Source organism: Exiguobacterium sp. RIT341 (genome assembly GCF_000632205.1).
Classification (GTDB): domain Bacteria; phylum Bacillota; class Bacilli; order Exiguobacteriales; family Exiguobacteriaceae; genus Exiguobacterium_A.
Map to the genome: position 1 here is coordinate 66,968 of NZ_JFYW01000009.1, position 16,764 is coordinate 83,731.

Below are 16,764 nucleotides of genomic sequence, written 5' to 3' on the forward strand. Positions count from 1 at the left end.
TCCTTACGTCGTCAGAATCAGTGTCTCGAGTGGTGCGAGTCGGACCGTTCCACGATATGTCTTTTCCTTTGTCAATGCTTGGTATGTTCCGTCGAGCGTGACGTCCCGTGCTTCTTTCGTGTCATGGTTCATCAAGAAGAGGAAATCGCGTTGTTCGCCGTGACGACGAATGATTTCAACTTGATCCGGAGCATCGATCATCTCGATGCCAGCCTCTGTGAACGCTTGACGGTAAATTGTATCAATCATCGCATCATCAATCGATGAGCCGATGTAGGTAATCATTCCTTTATAGGCATTGCGCGTCACAGCCGCTACACCCTCATAGAACGTATCTTCATAGACAGCAAGTGTCTCTGCTGTCGTTGGTGTGATGAGATCACACCAGAGGCGCGCTGTTGAGGATTGTCCTGCCATCTCGCCGATACCTGCCACCTTATGTTGCTGAACCGATTGGAGTGACTCATATTCGTCGATTTCAATACCCGCATACGGTGCGAATTTACCCGGTAACGTCGTCGGTACGACATGATTCCGTGCATCTTTGACACCTGTCCGGTACGTGAAGATGACGTGACCTCCTTGTTCCATGTACGCAATCAAGGCGTCATCGAACGTAGGATTCGTCAAGAAATAGAGTGGAACGATGATCAGTTTATAACGAGATAGATCATCACCTGGGAAGACGATGTCGGTTGCGACTTGTTGACGAACTGCTCCGCCATAGAAGCGGACGAACTCCGTCCGAAAATCAAACGCATCACTGTGCGGCTGATGCGTCCACGCCCAGACGTTTTCTTGATCGAAATAGACACCAACCTTCGCGTCGTAACGGCTCGCATTGATTTCATCGCCATACGTATTCAGTTCCGTCATGATCTGTTTCACTTCTTCGAATTTCCGTTTCGGTTTTCCATCATGATCGATGATGCCGTGACAGAATTCCTCTGTTCCAAAATGAGCAGCCCGGAATCGGAAGTAGACGATCGCTTCTGCTCCCCGCGCGACTGCTTGATACGTCCAGAGACGAATATGCCCTGGTCGTGGCAAGTAACCGATTTTACTCCAGCCTTGTGCGCCACTCAACTGTTCCATGACCCAGAAGCCTTTTCCTTGCTTCGAAGAGCGGCAAAGATCATGATCGCTTGCCATCTTCTCGAACCGGTTCGGCTCCGGTAGTCCACCCCAGACCGGGTAGTTATCGAACGCGACGTAATCGAGATCTTGCGCCATTTGCTGTTGATTGACCGCCATGTCACTGTAGACGAGGTTGTGCGTGATGAAGACGTTCTCTGGGATGTAGCGACGTAAGACATCGACTTGTAATTTGTTGTAGTACGTATAGCCGTCGGCACAAAAACGATCGAAGTCGACGAGCAGGGATGGGTTATGTTCCTGATAGACTTTACGCGGTACCGGGATTTGATCCCACGCCGTGTACGTCTGACTCCAGAAGACGGTTCCCCATGCTTCGTTCAAAGCATCAAGCGTTCCGTAACGGTTCTCTAACCAGCGCTGAAAAGCAGCGCGGTCGACATCACCGTAAGAACGATCCGATTTCTCATGCCCATATTCATTATCCGTTTGCCACCCGATAACACGAGGATGTTGACCGTATCGTTTCGCCATCTCTTCCGTGATCTTGACGGATAGTCGTTGGTACGTTTCGCTGTGGACCGTATAATGGCGACGAGCACCAAAGCTGATCGTCACACCGTTCTCATCGACCGGTAAGATTTCTGGATACTTCGTACACAACCACGCAGGTGGTGTCGCGGTTGGTGTCCCGAGTACGATATCGAATCCTTCCGCACTCAAACGTTCGATGACGTCATCCCAAAAACTAAAGTCATAGACGCCTTCTTCCGGCTCCATCATCGACCAAGCGAATTCTGCGAGACGAACGACGTTGACACCAAGTTCCTTCATCAGTCGGAAGTCTTCCTCCCATAGTGCTCGTGGTGTTTGTTCTGGATAATAATCGACTCCTAAATACATTGTGCTCCCCCTTACGCAAAAACAATTATTTTACTGCACCCGCCGTCATCCCTTTTTGGAAGAAACGTTGGAAGAAGATATAGAAGATCATCGTCGGTAAACTGATCAAAACAAGTGAAGCGTAGATTTTCCCTGGGTCCCCGCCAAGCGCATCCTTGAAGAAACTTGGTGCCATCGTGACTGTCTGATAAGCAGGGTCGGTCATGAACGTAAGAACCATCAAGTACTCGTTCCATGAGTTAAGGAACGCATAGATTAAAGCTGTTGCGAGCGCTGGTTTTGCGAGCGGTAGCATGACTTTGAAGAAGACTTCAAGAATCGTCGCACCATCGATATACGCTGCTTCCATCAATTCGTTTGGCAATTCATCAAAGTATCCTTTGATAAGCATCAGACCGAATGGTAAGAAGAAGGCAACTTCCGCTCCGATCAGTCCCCAGTGGTTGTTCAGCCCGTCAAATGAACGAAGCGTGAAGAACAAGGGTACGATCATCGAAGCGACCGGTAACATGAGTCCAGCAAGGACCATGTTGAACAAAAGACGTTTTCCAGCAAACTCAAGCTTCGAGAAAGCGAACGCTGCGAACGCCAAAATCGTGATCGAGATGATGATCATGAAGAAAGCGACAAAGAAACTGTTGAAGACGAATGTCGGGAAGTTCGGGTTTTGCAATGTCGCAATATAGTTATCGAATCCATTGACGCGAAGACTCTCTTTGAACATGACGAAAATTGGGAATAACCAGACGATTGACGCAAGCGCCAATACGAGGTTAATCATCCAGCGGCTTTTTTTAGATTCTACATCCATGGGTCGTTCCTCCTTAGTTATCCATTTTCTTTTGTACACGCAATTGGAAGTACGTGATCAGCAAGGCGATCGTCAGTAGGATGATGGCAACAGCACTCGAGAAACCAACTTCCTGTTGTAACATCGATTTTCGGAATAGGTATGTCGAAATGAACTCCGTCGACGATCCTGGTCCACCAGCTGTCGTGATCCAGACTAAGTCAAACGTCTTCAGACCACCGATAACTCCGAGAATCGACAGAGTGAACGTCGTTCCTTTCAAGTTCGGGAAGACGATGCTCCACAGTGTCCGGAAGAATCCAGCTCCATCGATTTTTGCTGCTTCGAAGATTTCCTTCTCAATCGTCAACATTGCCATGTAGTACATGACCATCGAAGAACCAGTCCACTGGAAGATGTTGATCGCAATGACGGAATAAAGCGCGATGTCCGGATCACCAAGCCAGTTCTGCTCGAGGCTACCGAGACCAATCGCACGGAGGAACTCATTGATGTAACCAAACTGGAAATCATAAATTTGTGAGAATGCCGCACCGAGTACGACAGGACTCAAGACGACCGGGAAGAAGAAGACCGACTTCATCGCCGTCCGCAATGGTCCCGGTGTATGCAGGAAGTACGCCAAGACGAGACCGATACCAGCTTGAATCGAAACGGTCAAAATCGTGAAGATGAATGTGTTCTTCAGCGAGAGATAGAAGTCCGGATCTTGGAACATCTCAGCATAGTTGTCGAGTCCGACGAATACTTTGTCAAACGAAATCCCGTCCCACGAGAAGAACGAGTTATAGGCATTATAGAAAATCCCATAATAGATGAAGCTGACGACGAACAAGACGATCGGAGCAACGAAGGCCCATCCGACCATGTTTCGCTTCATGTTCTTTTTCTTCTTCGGTGCGGGCGGGCGTGTCGCCACCGGCTGGAGCGGTTCTGCTTTTGGTTTAATCGGCAATTCCTGTCGCTCTGTCTGCATATCGATTCCCCACTTTCCTCAAGTCCAAAAATCAGGAAGTGGCACGCAGGCGTACCACTTCACTGTCGAGTCTTATTTCGCTGATTGATCCGCTGCGTCTTGAACGCGTTGTAATGATTCTTTCGGATCTTGTCCTGTCGCGATGTTTTGAAGTTCCTTACCGAGGATATCGTTTAATTTCGTATCTCGGATACCACGGCTAGCAACCGCTTTTGCTAATGTGTCGTTTAACATCTTGTACGATTCTTTTTCGCCTTCAGATGTGAAGGCAGCGTCTGAATCGACTTTGACATCCTTGATACCAGGTGCCATTTCAAACTCACCCATGTAGACTTCTTGTCCTTTTCCTTGACTCATGAAGGCGATGAACTCTGCTGCACCTTCTTGTTGTTTCGACTCTTTATTGACACCAAGTGCCATATCGATCGATGCGATGACCGGTTGCTCTGTTCCACCTACTAAGTTCGGGAGTGGAACGAATCCGAGTTCATCTTTGATTTTCCATTTGTCTTTTTTCTCAGCTGTTGTCATCGAGTGTGCTTCCCATGAACCGATGACCCACATCGCTGCTTTTTTATCAAAGAATTGGTTCATCCCGTCATTGTATGTCGCTAGACCAAGCGCTCCTTCTTGGAAAACTTTATCTTTGAAGAGATCTTGCCAGACTTGTGCTGTTTTAACCATTTCGTCGTCTGTCCATTTTGCTTGACCCGAAAGAACTTTTTGAATGTAACCTGGTGCGACCTGGTGGCTGAGGACGTTGTAGACATCGATGTCAATCCATGCATCTTTTGCTCCGAGCATGAGTGGGATGACTTTATCGCCTGAGTCTTTAATCTTCTTGACTGCGCTGACTGTTTCTTTGTAGTTCTTCGGTGGTGTCACACCGTATTTATCAAGCATCGTCTTGTTGTACATCAAGTACGCTTGACCTGTGAAACCAATTGGAACTGCATATTGTTTGCCGTCAAGTGTCGTCTGTTCGATTCCGAGCTCAACGAACTTATCTTTCCATCCTTTACCTGCTGCTTTATCCATGTACGAATCGACCGGTACGACGCGATCCTTGTACTGCTGAATCATCGGTTCTTTCAGACCGATGATGTCTGGGCCTTTACCTGACAGCATCGCGACCTGTAATTGTTTTTCGTAGTCTTCACTGTATCGTTTGAATTGAACGACGTATTTATCTTGTGATTTATTGAAAGCATCAACGACAGTTTTCCCCGCTTCTGGTTGCGGTGCCCAGCCCCACCATGTGACGATCGTCTTACCGTCTTTTGTTTTCGTTTGTTGCTCGTCTTCGCCACCACAAGCGGCGAGGAATGCGGATAATGTTAGGACTGATGCTGCAGCAACAAGTTTCGTTTTTTTGAATTTCATGTAAGAGCTCCCCTTTTATGTGTAAGTAGTCAAGCGTATCGTCTAGCGTGTTCCCCTTCGATTAGTGCTTGTCGGCACCATTCTTCGATCACCTTCGTCTGAATCGGCATTCCCTGTAGCTGAATCAATACACGGGCGATCAATCGAAGACGGTATGCCAGCGTATCGACGTCCGGTCGGACGAAGAGATATAACTCTCCACCCAGCGTCAAACAACCGGCAGAGCGCATGTGTTGCATGAGTGCGCGTAATTCAATGTATCCGCTCTCATTTTTTCGAATGTGTAGCTCGGATGAACGGATCGTCAGGACCCCTTGTACCGATGACATCCGGAATTGAAACACACCGTCACGTCGTGGTCGGACGAGCACAATATCCTGCTCGTCTGTCGGGACATCGCCTGGACCCTGTTCTGTCATCTGTTGCGTTGACCGATGAAAATAAAAACCGCGGATTGCTCCGTAACGCCCGAAAGCTTCACGGTACGAAACCCATGGATCGTGTGGTTCCATTGCGCGATGCCTCCCTTTCCTGCTTCAGCTTGATTAGCCCCTGCTAACCTGCATCCACCTCCACTTAGTTGACCATGAACTTAGTAAATTAAATTTATTATCTAACTTTATATCGACTATAGCACATTGGTTTTTAACTTGTAAACGGTTTCAATAAATTATTTGTTGAATAACAAAACCGATTCCGTGTCTTGCTAGTTTGCAAGACACGGAATCGGTTCATTAAATCGTTTGAAATAAACTATTTGTCGCAAGGGCAGCCGCACTGAGTGCTCCTTGTTTTTCACCCCACGGGACCATCTTGACATCGGTTTCACGTGAAGCAGCGGTCAACGCCGTGTGCTCGACCCGTTCCTTGATTTGATCAACGATCGTGGGTGCGAGCTCAAACATCGGTCCCCCAAGTAAAATCCGGCGTGGATTCAGGAGATGAATCGTATTCAAGACACCGATTCCGATATATTCCCCCGCCCGTTCATATGTACGAACTGCTTGTTCATCGCGTTCGTTTAACCGTTTGCGCAAATCAGCAATCGTCATGACTTGCGGATCCACGACAGCATAATCTCGTAACAACGCTTTTTCGCCTGCTAATGCTTCTAGGCATCCTCTGTTCCCACACGAACAAATCGGTCCATCGAGATCAAGACGCATATGTCCGACCTCTCCCGTAATATGATGTTGTCCGTCGACAAGCTGTCCATCGAGCACATAAGCACCCCCGATGCCTTCCCCGGCATAGAGATAAAAGAATTGTTCGACCCCAACACCTTCACCGAATAATAGCTCAAACGAAGCGAGTGCTCGAACATCGTTTTCGATGAAGACAGGATAGTCAAAGCGTGCTTCAAGATGTACCTTCAACTCAACGTCATGCAGGTGGAAACGTGGTGCAAACAAGATGACACCTGTCTCCGGATTGACCATCCCGTGGACGGAGATCCCGATACCGTGAATCGTTCCCCGTCCTTGTGTCTGTGCAATCAAGGTCTCGCATAATCGACCAATCGCTTCAATCAATTCTTCATTCGTCTCAAAACGTCCCACGGCTTCGGACTCATGAATCGTATTACCACTTAAATCCGCGACGACTCCGATGAATTGGTGACTTGTCGCATCGATGCCGATGACGTATTGCTCTGTTGCGACGAGTTCGAGCATGATCGGTTTTCGTCCCCCATTTGATATCCCAAGCTCTCGCTCCGTCACGAGTTGTTCTGCAATCAATTCACTGACGATGTTCGATACCGTCGGCTTCGTTAAGTTCGTCCGTTGTGCTAACTCAACCCGCGAAATCGGTTGATGCATCCGAATCAGTCGCAAGACGAGTGCCCGATTATAGGAACGCATCCATTTAGAATTACGCGGTGTTTCTTTCGCCATGTCCCCATCAACCCCTTTGGTCTGTCTCTTTACTATCTTCGCATATTTTGTAAGGGATTTCACGGTCTCACTTAAAAACCGTTCATCTGCTGAACGGTTTTTGTGCACTTTCATGCTTCGTCATATGGTTGTTCTAAAATCAGGACGCGTGAACCATCCGGATTCTCGGTCAGTTCGATCTCAACGATTGCCTGACCGACGAGCAAAACGATTGGTAGAGAGGGATCATTCTCGCGAAAGAAACCGATTTTTCCATGGTGTGCGTCCATATAGTCCGCATATAAAAACGTTCCATTGACGTGCAGCTCATCCTTCATTCGATTGAACGACAAGCGCGGGACACCATACCAGGCTTCCCCGTTCAAATAAAGCAAGGGACGCTCGCCGACCGATTCATTCGTCGCCCGCCGGACCTCGATTGCTCCCGTCGTATCGTAATACAATCGATCTTGACCACGTGTCGCGATGACGATCGGATGTTTCTGATACAAGACGACTTCTAAAATTTCATCCGCTTGTTCGACGAAATAACCAGTCTCATCCGACTGGGCAAAACTAATCGTATACAACTGCATCCAGGAAACGATATCCGTCACTTGAACCGGTTTATGAAAAAGCGCAGAAACAAGTAGTGTTTCTTCCGGGGTGACAAACAGATTGACGGAGATATCCGCTAAGCGGATCGTCCGGATTTGTGTCGAAGGATACGTATGGTCATAACTCGGTACAAGCATCGCTTCATAGTGATCATCCTTTTCGACCAATTCAATCGATGGCATGCGTCGATCAAAATCCGCAATTTGAATTCGTTTCATCCGACATCTCCTCTCACTTTCACTAACAGTCTCACGCAAGTTATTACCCAATATCTGGTTTTCGTGCACTCCCCTGAATTCAAAAAATCGGAACGCATGCGTTCCGATCATTGTACGTACAGATCATATAGTAGATATAGAATGCCTCCCACGATAACCAAAAATGAAAAGATGCCCGCTTTTCCAAAAAAAACGCGATCGATGGTTTCATCCCGTTCGAATTTTGGCTTTGTCATATAGTACCGCTCCCTTTAACAAGCTCGTAGTACTTTTTTATTTCGACGTCCTCCGTTTTATCCCTTGTTACGATCTGTCATTTCACTCCATTTGCAAAATAGATCAATGTTTCGGTTTCGTCTTCCGTCAACGATCGTCCTGTCTCTTCTGCATATAAAGTCCGCATATCCTTCAGTCGTCCTCCGGTCGCTTCCGTTACACGAATGGCTCGACGCAACATGTTGACCTCTTCTTCAAATTCAGACTTCGGCATCGCTTCTCCATGCGACCAGACATAATAATCGGCTTCTAAACGATCGATTGCCGCTAATAAGCGCGTCGTCCGTTCGACCGTATAATTCCACTTCGATGAAAAGATATCCGCATACATCGCGTCTCCTAAGAACACGACGCGTTCTTCCGGAATGTAGACGAGTAGGCTACCAGGAGAATGATCATTTTCGATTTCAATCAGTTGGCACTGCACACCACCTAAGTCAATTTCCAATTGTCCAGTAAAGCCAATCGTCGGTAAGACGACTTCGATGTCGCGTGTCGTACCAAACTCGAGCTTGATCGCATCCGCACAAAACGGAATCTCGATTCCTTGATCCATTCGTTCTTGTAACGCTGCATCCGTCCAAGCGTATGGTTGCATCTCTTTCATGCGGGTGATTGTTTGCTGTGTTGCCATCGATGGCAGACGGAGATGTTTCATCCCAAAAATATGATCCCAGTGCCAGTGGGTCAGGGCCAATAAGTCAGGTGATCCAAGATTGTGTTTTTTCATTTCTTCTAAAAACAAAGCGGCATGGGCTGATGAGTTTCCCGCGTCAATCATCAATTGATGCTTCTCCCCACGCACGACGGCGAGAATCGGGCGATCCGTCTCGCTGACCGGTGTCTGATACCAAATCCGTGAAGTCAGTTGTTTGAAGTATTGCATGTTCTACCTCCTTATACTCTGCTCTTAGTATACGTCATGAAAAAACCGGATTCATCTAGAAGACGAATCCGGTTTGATTAGTTCTTATTTTTTGGCATTTGATCGAAACGGCCACCAGACCCCTTTACCAAACGAAACTGTAATCGCTGGAATCAAGAGTGGTAAGACGATTAATCCATACAAAAGTAGACCTGTGATGACGATCGTCGCGATTTGAACGAGACTCAAGACACCAGACGGCATCATCGCTCCGAAGGTTCCTGCAAGAATGATCGCTGCCGTGATGATGACAGATCCCATCTTTTTCATCGACAGGAACATCGCTTCCTTCGTATCGAGTCCCTTGATCGTCTCTTCGCGGAAACGATCGAGTAGGAAGATCGAATAATCGATACCAAGGGCAATCAACATGACGAATCCGAAGAACGGAACAGCCCAACTGATGCCGTCATATCCGAGACCGTTGACGAAGATCAGCTCAGCGATCGACATCGACGTATAATACGTCAGCAATAACGAACCAATCATGAACAATGGCATGATCAACGAACGGAACATGATCGCTAAAATCACAAAGAGACTGATCAACATGACAGTCACTGTTCGTTTGAAATCGGCTTTCGACGTATCATTCAAGTCACTGTTGACGCTTGAAATCCCGCCATATGCGACAGTGCTGTCTTCAAACGGTGTCCCTTTAATCGTATTCGCTGTCGTCTTTTTGATTGCAGCGACGGTTTGAATCGCTTCTGGTGAATACGGATCATCTTCGAGGATGACTTCAAACTTCAATCCGGTTTGCTGATCAATCGCGTAACGGTCAATTGCTGGTTTAAAGGCCTTGTCCGATAACGTATCTTTTGGCACGAACACACCTGTCCCACGGATCGATGTCGCTTGTCCCATCTCGGTTAACAAATTCGAGATGTCATCTAGACCATCACTAATTTTCGCAAGCCCTGTGTTTGCTTGACCAACACCATCCGCAAGTTGTGTCAGCCCACTTCCAAGTTGACCGGCTTGTGCTCCTTGTGAGGCTATTCCACTTGCTGCTTGACTGATGCCAGATTGAACTTGGCTCAATTGACCAGACAAGGCATTTAATGTCCCAATGGTTTGCGGGATATTTTGAGTCGATTGCAGACCTTGACCGACGAGCGTCAACTGTTGGTTGATCTGTCCAAGTCCGTCTGCTGCTTGTTGCAACTGACTTGCTCCTGCTGAAGCCGAGTCTCCTGCCGGTAGTTGTCCTGTAATACCGTTGAGATTGTCTTCAACTGTCGTCAGACCAGACTGAACGTCCGTAAGACCGGCGGTTGCTTTCTTCATGCCGGAAGCAACTTGTTTTAATTGACGATCGACGTAGAAGTCATTAATGATTTCGCCTGTCGGACGAGAAATCGAACGAACCGATTTGACCCCGTCGATTTTCACGAGCTCACGACTCAACTGTTCCGCATAAGGAACTGTCTTTTCTGTAATCAAATCTTTGTCGCTCTTAAGAATGACATTGACCGGGAGCGACTCACCTGCTCCAAATCCATCCGAGATCGCATTCAGTCCTTTGACCGTATCATACTTCGCACCAATCTCATCGACGGTATTAAACGAGAGGTCATCATCGTACGTAAAGAGTGTCGGGACCGTGACGATCGCAACGATGATCATCGCAAGTAAAGGACGACGGATCGATAACCCACCATAATGTGACCACAGTTTGCTATCTTGGTGACTCGCTGCCTTCTTTGACGGCCAGAATAATTTTTCTTTGAGTGTCGCCATGAAGAACGGGACAAGTGTAAATAAGACGAGTAAGAGGACGGCAATCCCAACCGCAACAGCGACCGATGATTTGAAGATTGGGAAGTCCGCAAACCCAATCGCTGAGAAACCGACAAGAACAGCAAGACCACTGATTAGTAACGTACGCCCTGCTGTCTTATACGTGTTGACGATCGCTGCCTCGACATCGTGTCCTGCCGTCAATTCTTCCTTATACCGGCTCAGTAGCAAGATACAGTAATCCGTCCCAATCCCAAATAGGATGGCAACGAGGAAGATTTGCGTATAGTTCGATACCGGGAATCCGAACCAGTCGACGAAAAAGGCGACGAGTGATTGGCTGATCAGGTACGTAAAGCCCACTGCCACAAGTGGTACGAACGGTGTGACGATGGAACGGAAGACGAGCAGAAGTAGTCCGAAAATCAACCCGACGGTAATCAGTTCCGTCCGCTTCAACCCTTCTTGTGAGCTTGTATTGACGTCATCGTTGATTAGCGCTTCACCCGTTAGATAAATCGTTTGATCCTTTGGCAAGAGATCTGTCCGAATTTGTTTTGCCAGTTTGACGATTTCTTCTTGCGAACCGTCGACCGTGATTGGCACAAGGACCGTCTTTTGATCTTTTGAGACGAGCTGTCCTTCCGTCTCTTTGTTTTCAAACGGATTCAGCACATCCGTGACCGGACGATCGAGTGCTTCTAAATCTTTAACGATTTTCCCAATCGACTTTCGATCAGCATCGCTGACTTTGTCTTTGAGCGGAATAACAAGAGAGATCGTTTCTTCACTTGCTCCCGCTTTTTCTAAAATATCTGCTGCCCGCTGTGAGTCAGCGTTATTCGCAAGCTGAATCGCCCCTGCGTCTTCTGCTTGTTTTGCCAAGTTTGGTGCCGTAAATAGTAAACCTACTGTGACGATGAGCAATAATGCAAGAATTGCCCAGCGCCATTTGACGATTTGTCGCATGTCTGATTCTCCTCTTCCTTCTATTCTGTCTTTAGACGTTCAACTGCAGAATCTCTTTGATTTTCTTAAAGGTTTCGATGAACTGGATGATTTCTTCTTCCTCGACCTTTCCTTCAATCAAACTTTCGAGATACGTATAGATTTCTTGCTCCGCCTCTGTCGCAACCAATCGTCCTGCTTCGGTCAACGAGATGTACTTCGTTCGGTGATCATCTTCTCGGCGTTCGACGATGACAAGTCCTTTTTCCGTCAACTTTTTCAGCCGATTGGAAATGGCGCTTTTATGTACGCCCTGTACTGCCGCGAGACGCCCCGATGAGATTGGTCCGTATTTTCCAACGAGCTTCAACACATGGAGTTGTTCCGGTGAATACATTTGCCAAACAGGCGCTTCGACTGACTTCAGCACACGTTCAGTTCCATGGATCATGACTTCTTCGAACAGGAGGACTGCTTCACGTAAATTATCTTTCATTTTTAGTTTACCCCCTAAACTTATGAAGTTAGTTTAGCCCCTCAACTAGTACGTTGTCAACTTTAAACTGTCACAACTCACCACTGCAGAACATGACCATTTTCTGTATGATAAAAGAAGAGAGGAGCATGCTTATGTTGACTTTATTTTGGATCGCATTAGTCATTTGTCTCGTCGGACTCATCTTTACGTTGCGGATTGCTAAGCAACCAGCAGAAGAGCAGTACGATCACAAGACTTCGGCAAAAAATATGTCTTGGATGTATTTCATTTTTCTCCCGATCATTCTGATTTTATTAGGCATTTTCTATTACTTTCTAACGTGACATAAAACAGCACACATCAGCCGATGTGTGCTGTTTTATGTCACTTCAAGGTTTTCGGACGGACGATATAGATATCGCATTTTGCATAACGGGAAATGTTTTCAGAAACACTCCCAATCATGATTCGTTCCATCGCATTCATCCCGACTGCTCCGCAGACGATCAGACCCGCACCAAAGCGTGGTGCGATGACCTTTGGAATCAGTGTTTTCGGAGAGCCGTTTTCGATGATCAGCTCAACTGTCTCGACACCTGCTTCTCGTGCCCGCTTTTCGTAACGATCGAGCAATTCTTGTGCATATTCGGTAACGTTTTGATCAATGAAACGTTTATTGGCACGTACGTTAGCAAACGTCTGAATATCGATGACATGGGCGATGACGAGTTTAGCATGATCAAGTTTGGCAAATTTCACTGCCTTCTCAAATGCTAAATCTGCTGTCTCTGATCCGTCGACTGCTACCAAAATCGTATGATATTGGCTCTCCATCAAGATTCATCCTTTCCGCACGACTCTCTTACAACATCCGATCATTTTCATTTTCAAGGGCACGGTTTTCGTGATCAAGTTTTCGTTCCGCTTCGATTCCCTCTGGCTCTGTTTCCAGAATACTTTTTGGTTCCGGCGCAGGACGAGAAGCCCCTGCTTCGTCTGCCAACAGGACATAATCGCCTTGCTGGACACGTAAGACGTGTTGCCGAATATCTGCCTCCGGCAATCCGAGTTCCGTAAAAGCAGTTTGAATTTCCTCAGCCGAAGCTGGTTTGCCTGTAAACCGCTCAAACAGCGTCCGTTTTCCAGAGACGAGTTGCGCCGCCGATTGCCCACGTAACATCGCCATATCAGTCTTGTCTTGCAACACGATATATAGATCCTCTTCTAGATAACCTGCAAAATGTAAATCCTCGATCTTACGAATTAAATCCGTTTCATTCTGATAGACACCAATCCATTGTTTTTTCCCCATGATGCACGCCTCCCCCTTTTATAACAGCTATATGGGATATACCCCAAATTCACCTAAAACATAACTAGGACGAAGAAGACTTAGGTGAATGCTGTCGAAAAAGACGTTGACGTTTCTGAAAGACGTAATAACATAGGAGTAAAACACACATTATGCCAATTCCCGCTACAATCTGTTGCAAGAGAATGAGACGTTCGTTAAACAATAGTCCAGCTAAATACCAGATGAGTGCGAGACCAAATACCCAATCTGAATGGATTGCGATGAACAGGAGTCCACCGATAACAGCTAGTGCGAGCGCACTCGTGCTCCATTGGCGTTCGGAAAGACTGAATAGAGAAGTGAACTGAAAATCCGATAAGATCCGAAATGGTAAAATCAATAGCATCGTACTGATCCAGGCAAGCAACACTGAAACTGGAGAGCGCATCCACGGCGAACGCCGGGGATGGTGTTGAATTTTCATATAGACTAAGCAAAGGCTGATGAAAGAAATCGTCGTCGAGACGAGTTCCCAAGGGGGGCCACTCATACTACTGATTCCAAGCGTCACGAGTGATAATGCAAGCCACCCTCCGATATCTTCAATCAGTTCTCGATCCGCAGGGAAGGCACGTACCGGTCGAATACACCAAATCAATAATGTCGTAAACACGACACCGGCAATGGCGTCAAAGAATGGTGCAGGAACAAGAGGTAACTTAAGAATGGTCATCGGCTGTTGCCAAACGACGCGTGCTAGCATTGCAAAGAGGAATGCTCCTACATTCATCAAGCGTAAAAATGTTAAATACTGCACGTCCCTTTTCACCTCCTCGTTCAGTCTGTTATTTAATTCCCGCTGTAGGAGTCCAAAAAACTAAAATGTCGCTTTGTTCTGTTGCCAAATTCCGGTACGATGAAAGGAAAAGGAGGAACGAGAATGGACGCATTTTTACTACCCCATCAATACAATTTCATTCGGAATCAAGTCGAGCTGCTGCAACATCAATTCGCAGCCGTTCATGACCCCGATGTTCGTGATGCTGTTCGGTACAGTGCCGCTGAAAAGATATTTGATCTATTGCCAGTACTTACACCGGAACAGGAAATCTTGTTGACGAACATTCGTGACGCTGAATCCGAACAGGATCTTCTCATGTATTTGACACGTGTGGAGCCGTTCGTCCAACCATTTCCGACCATCTCTGAATCACGAATCCGACAGCTCTTTAAAAAAACGAAAAAGCTACACGTTCCGCCACTTCACTCCTTTGAGTGGACACACACGACGTTTTTAAGCTGGAACGATACCGGAAATCGGAAAAAATATTTCGTCTATCCCTTGAATGGTGAATGGATTGGCGTAGAAGGTACCTATCTACCATCGATTCAAAAAGGGATTTGTGCGATTTGTCATACGTATAGTGATATTACACTCGTAACTGTCACGACACGCCGTTCGACTGAACAGCATCAAACGATTGGTCATTATATGTGTATCGATAGTGATGCTTGTAATCAAGCAGTGACCAAGCCGGACGTTATTGAAACGTTCTTAGCCCGTTCGCAAAAGAAATGATATACATCAAAAAACACGTTCGTATGACTGGTCCGTTTGGATCAGTATACGAGCGTGTTTTAGTATATGATTTCATTTATACCTTCGTCACCGTCGAATCATGCATACAAAATTGATTTTTCCCCCGACGTTTTGCTTCGTACATTGCAAGATCTGCCTGCTCGATCAAGTCCGATCGAGAGGCTGCATGTGTAGGATAAATCGCGCCCCCAATACTTGCCGTCACAGGAAGTGGAATGATGCCATGATGAAACGGCTGTTGAAACAAGGAAACCAGGTGTTCTCCACACTGCACGACTTCTGATTCTTGTTCAACGTCAAATAATAAGACGATGAATTCATCCCCACCCTGTCTCGAAATGACCGTATTAGGCGGTAGTTTCTTTTGTAAGCGTGCCGTGACGTCGATGATGAGCTGATCTCCGACACGATGTCCGTACGTATCATTAATCTCTTTGAAGTGATCGATATCGATAAAGAATAATCCGACTTGTCCTTCACTCGCTTCCGCTCGGTACAAGGCATCTTGAAACAATCGTGCAAACAGATACCGATTCGGTAACCCTGTTAAAGCATCGTGATACGCCATGTGCCGCATCTCTTCCATGGCAGATGCTAGTGCTTCCGTTCGTTCCTCTACCTTCGCCTCAAGGTTTTCACGCAGTCGTTGATTATCAACGACGATCCGAATTTGACGGGAAATTAATAACGGAATCGCAATCATCAGACCAATCGTCAAACCATTCCAACTGATTGTTTGCCGTGCCATCGTCACGAATAGAATTAACAAGAATACGTATGGCGTAATCAAACGCAAGACATCGATCCATTTCCGAGCGACATCAAAGCTGACGAATGATTCCTCAGCATCAAAACGATAAGCTGCTAATCCGACGATCATGACAGTCGCTAACCATAACGGATCGAGCCAACTCGAAGGGATGGGGTAATCAAATCGTTCTAGCACGACGTATAGAAGGTCGGCAAGTAACTGAAAATGAAAAGCGAGTAAAATTAATAACAACGAGCCACCATTGCCACGCTTCATCAAACCAAAAAACAAGACAATCATTCCACCGAGTAATAATAAATCGCCGATCGGATAACGGAGCCATAAAATCGTTTCAATCGTCAGCAGCGTATTCGCTTCTAAATACGGTGTCACTAAATAGTGCCATGAGAGCGACCCTGCAACGACTAGAATGATGAACTCATCGAATAAAAAAACACGCAAGTTGACCTCGCGTCGTCGATTGCGAAGAAAATAGCCAAAAGCGATCAAATAAATCAAGATTTGAAGACTGAAGATCAAGTCGATCCAGTCAAACGGTTCCGTTCGCGTTCGTCCTTGTAGAAAATATAGAAGCTGTCCACATTCGCCTAATCCAAGCATGGCGTTAGCGAACAATAAAAGAAGAAATAAACGATAGGTAAAAGGGCGTCTTGTCTGACGTCGTTGTGCCTGCCAACTCAAATAGAGGGAAATCATCACACCACCGATCGTGAACAGACTGTTGACGACTTGTCCGATAAATGTATCCGTTCCAACGCACGTCACCCAGCCGATATGAAAGAGTAACCAACCGATGACGACTCCCAACCATTTCTGATACATAACGAATCCCCCCTTTCCTTTTTTAACC

The 16,764-nt window shown here is 46.6% G+C and carries 16 protein-coding genes; 2 read left to right on the plus strand and 14 right to left on the minus strand.

All coding sequences use genetic code 11. The features are described 5' to 3' along the window. Positions 1 to 3: 3 nt before the first annotated feature. The 10 genes from BW42_RS11310 to BW42_RS11355 form a co-directional block, all read right to left on the minus strand. Positions 4 to 1,998: a beta-galactosidase gene (locus tag BW42_RS11310; protein ID WP_035411097.1), complete on the minus strand. Its 1,995-nt coding sequence runs from the start codon at positions 1,996 to 1,998 to the stop codon at positions 4 to 6. Positions 1,999 to 2,023: 25 nt separating this feature from the next. Beyond that, positions 2,024 to 2,809, minus strand: coding sequence for a carbohydrate ABC transporter permease (locus BW42_RS11315; RefSeq protein ID WP_035411101.1), 786 nt, complete (start codon positions 2,807 to 2,809; stop codon positions 2,024 to 2,026). Between the two features lie 13 nt (positions 2,810 to 2,822). Further along, complete coding sequence (locus BW42_RS11320; RefSeq protein ID WP_035411105.1) at positions 2,823 to 3,785, minus strand: carbohydrate ABC transporter permease; 963 nt, start codon at positions 3,783 to 3,785, stop codon at positions 2,823 to 2,825. A 72-nt stretch (positions 3,786 to 3,857) separates the two neighbouring features. Then, positions 3,858 to 5,168: an ABC transporter substrate-binding protein gene (locus BW42_RS11325; RefSeq protein WP_035411107.1), complete on the minus strand. Its 1,311-nt coding sequence runs from the start codon at positions 5,166 to 5,168 to the stop codon at positions 3,858 to 3,860. Between the two features lie 29 nt (positions 5,169 to 5,197). Beyond that, on the minus strand, positions 5,198 to 5,680 hold the full coding sequence (locus BW42_RS11330) for a hypothetical protein (protein ID WP_035411111.1): 483 nt from the start codon (positions 5,678 to 5,680) through the stop codon (positions 5,198 to 5,200). 222 nt (positions 5,681 to 5,902) lie between these two features. Next, the gene (locus BW42_RS11335; protein ID WP_035411114.1) at positions 5,903 to 7,063 is read right to left on the minus strand and encodes an ROK family transcriptional regulator; all 1,161 of its coding nucleotides are present in this window, start codon (positions 7,061 to 7,063) and stop codon (positions 5,903 to 5,905) included. Between the two features lie 110 nt (positions 7,064 to 7,173). Continuing rightward, entirely contained in the window at positions 7,174 to 7,878 is a 705-nt protein-coding gene (locus BW42_RS11340) for a hypothetical protein (protein ID WP_035411117.1), read from the minus strand. Between the two features lie 313 nt (positions 7,879 to 8,191). Beyond that, positions 8,192 to 9,040, minus strand: coding sequence for an MBL fold metallo-hydrolase (locus tag BW42_RS11345; RefSeq protein WP_035411120.1), 849 nt, complete (start codon positions 9,038 to 9,040; stop codon positions 8,192 to 8,194). Positions 9,041 to 9,124: 84 nt separating this feature from the next. Next, the gene (locus BW42_RS11350) at positions 9,125 to 11,791 is read right to left on the minus strand and encodes an MMPL family transporter (protein WP_035411123.1); all 2,667 of its coding nucleotides are present in this window, start codon (positions 11,789 to 11,791) and stop codon (positions 9,125 to 9,127) included. A 31-nt stretch (positions 11,792 to 11,822) separates the two neighbouring features. Next, positions 11,823 to 12,266 (minus strand): MarR family winged helix-turn-helix transcriptional regulator, encoded by a 444-nt coding sequence (locus tag BW42_RS11355; RefSeq protein ID WP_035411126.1) that lies wholly within the window; start codon positions 12,264 to 12,266, stop codon positions 11,823 to 11,825. A gap of 134 nt (positions 12,267 to 12,400) precedes the next feature. On the opposite strand from BW42_RS11355, the gene BW42_RS11360 reads away from it, so the two are divergent. Then, on the plus strand, positions 12,401 to 12,592 hold the full coding sequence (locus BW42_RS11360) for a hypothetical protein (protein ID WP_035411129.1): 192 nt from the start codon (positions 12,401 to 12,403) through the stop codon (positions 12,590 to 12,592). 40 nt (positions 12,593 to 12,632) lie between these two features. Here BW42_RS11360 and BW42_RS11365 read toward each other — a convergent pair whose 3' ends face one another. From BW42_RS11365 to BW42_RS11375, 3 genes are all read right to left on the minus strand, one after another. Next, entirely contained in the window at positions 12,633 to 13,082 is a 450-nt protein-coding gene (locus BW42_RS11365; protein WP_035411132.1) for a universal stress protein, read from the minus strand. A gap of 28 nt (positions 13,083 to 13,110) precedes the next feature. Then, positions 13,111 to 13,560: a general stress protein gene (locus BW42_RS11370; RefSeq protein WP_035411135.1), complete on the minus strand. Its 450-nt coding sequence runs from the start codon at positions 13,558 to 13,560 to the stop codon at positions 13,111 to 13,113. Positions 13,561 to 13,624: 64 nt separating this feature from the next. After that, complete coding sequence (locus tag BW42_RS11375) at positions 13,625 to 14,359, minus strand: hypothetical protein (RefSeq protein WP_035411138.1); 735 nt, start codon at positions 14,357 to 14,359, stop codon at positions 13,625 to 13,627. A gap of 123 nt (positions 14,360 to 14,482) precedes the next feature. On the opposite strand from BW42_RS11375, the gene BW42_RS11380 reads away from it, so the two are divergent. Beyond that, complete coding sequence (locus tag BW42_RS11380; RefSeq protein ID WP_035411141.1) at positions 14,483 to 15,121, plus strand: FusB/FusC family EF-G-binding protein; 639 nt, start codon at positions 14,483 to 14,485, stop codon at positions 15,119 to 15,121. A 76-nt stretch (positions 15,122 to 15,197) separates the two neighbouring features. Here BW42_RS11380 and BW42_RS11385 read toward each other — a convergent pair whose 3' ends face one another. Further along, the gene (locus BW42_RS11385) at positions 15,198 to 16,736 is read right to left on the minus strand and encodes a GGDEF domain-containing protein (protein ID WP_035411144.1); all 1,539 of its coding nucleotides are present in this window, start codon (positions 16,734 to 16,736) and stop codon (positions 15,198 to 15,200) included. Between the last annotated feature and the right edge of the window lie 28 nt (positions 16,737 to 16,764).

Excerpts from the sequence above, each read along its gene's own strand:
- BW42_RS11310 (WP_035411097.1), bottom strand. The coding sequence starts at position 1,998 with ATGTATTTAGGAGTCGATTATTATCCAGAACAAACACCACGAGCACTA.
- BW42_RS11315 (WP_035411101.1), bottom strand. The coding sequence starts at position 2,809 with ATGGATGTAGAATCTAAAAAAAGCCGCTGGATGATTAACCTCGTATTG.
- BW42_RS11320 (WP_035411105.1), bottom strand. The coding sequence starts at position 3,785 with ATGCAGACAGAGCGACAGGAATTGCCGATTAAACCAAAAGCAGAACCG.
- BW42_RS11325 (WP_035411107.1), bottom strand. The coding sequence starts at position 5,168 with ATGAAATTCAAAAAAACGAAACTTGTTGCTGCAGCATCAGTCCTAACA.
- BW42_RS11330 (WP_035411111.1), bottom strand. The coding sequence starts at position 5,680 with ATGGAACCACACGATCCATGGGTTTCGTACCGTGAAGCTTTCGGGCGT.
- BW42_RS11335 (WP_035411114.1), bottom strand. The coding sequence starts at position 7,063 with ATGGCGAAAGAAACACCGCGTAATTCTAAATGGATGCGTTCCTATAAT.
- BW42_RS11340 (WP_035411117.1), bottom strand. The coding sequence starts at position 7,878 with ATGAAACGAATTCAAATTGCGGATTTTGATCGACGCATGCCATCGATT.
- BW42_RS11345 (WP_035411120.1), bottom strand. The coding sequence starts at position 9,040 with ATGCAATACTTCAAACAACTGACTTCACGGATTTGGTATCAGACACCG.
- BW42_RS11350 (WP_035411123.1), bottom strand. The coding sequence starts at position 11,791 with ATGCGACAAATCGTCAAATGGCGCTGGGCAATTCTTGCATTATTGCTC.
- BW42_RS11355 (WP_035411126.1), bottom strand. The coding sequence starts at position 12,266 with ATGAAAGATAATTTACGTGAAGCAGTCCTCCTGTTCGAAGAAGTCATG.
- BW42_RS11360 (WP_035411129.1), top strand. The coding sequence starts at position 12,401 with ATGTTGACTTTATTTTGGATCGCATTAGTCATTTGTCTCGTCGGACTC.
- BW42_RS11365 (WP_035411132.1), bottom strand. The coding sequence starts at position 13,082 with ATGGAGAGCCAATATCATACGATTTTGGTAGCAGTCGACGGATCAGAG.
- BW42_RS11370 (WP_035411135.1), bottom strand. The coding sequence starts at position 13,560 with ATGGGGAAAAAACAATGGATTGGTGTCTATCAGAATGAAACGGATTTA.
- BW42_RS11380 (WP_035411141.1), top strand. The coding sequence starts at position 14,483 with ATGGACGCATTTTTACTACCCCATCAATACAATTTCATTCGGAATCAA.
- BW42_RS11385 (WP_035411144.1), bottom strand. The coding sequence starts at position 16,736 with ATGTATCAGAAATGGTTGGGAGTCGTCATCGGTTGGTTACTCTTTCAT.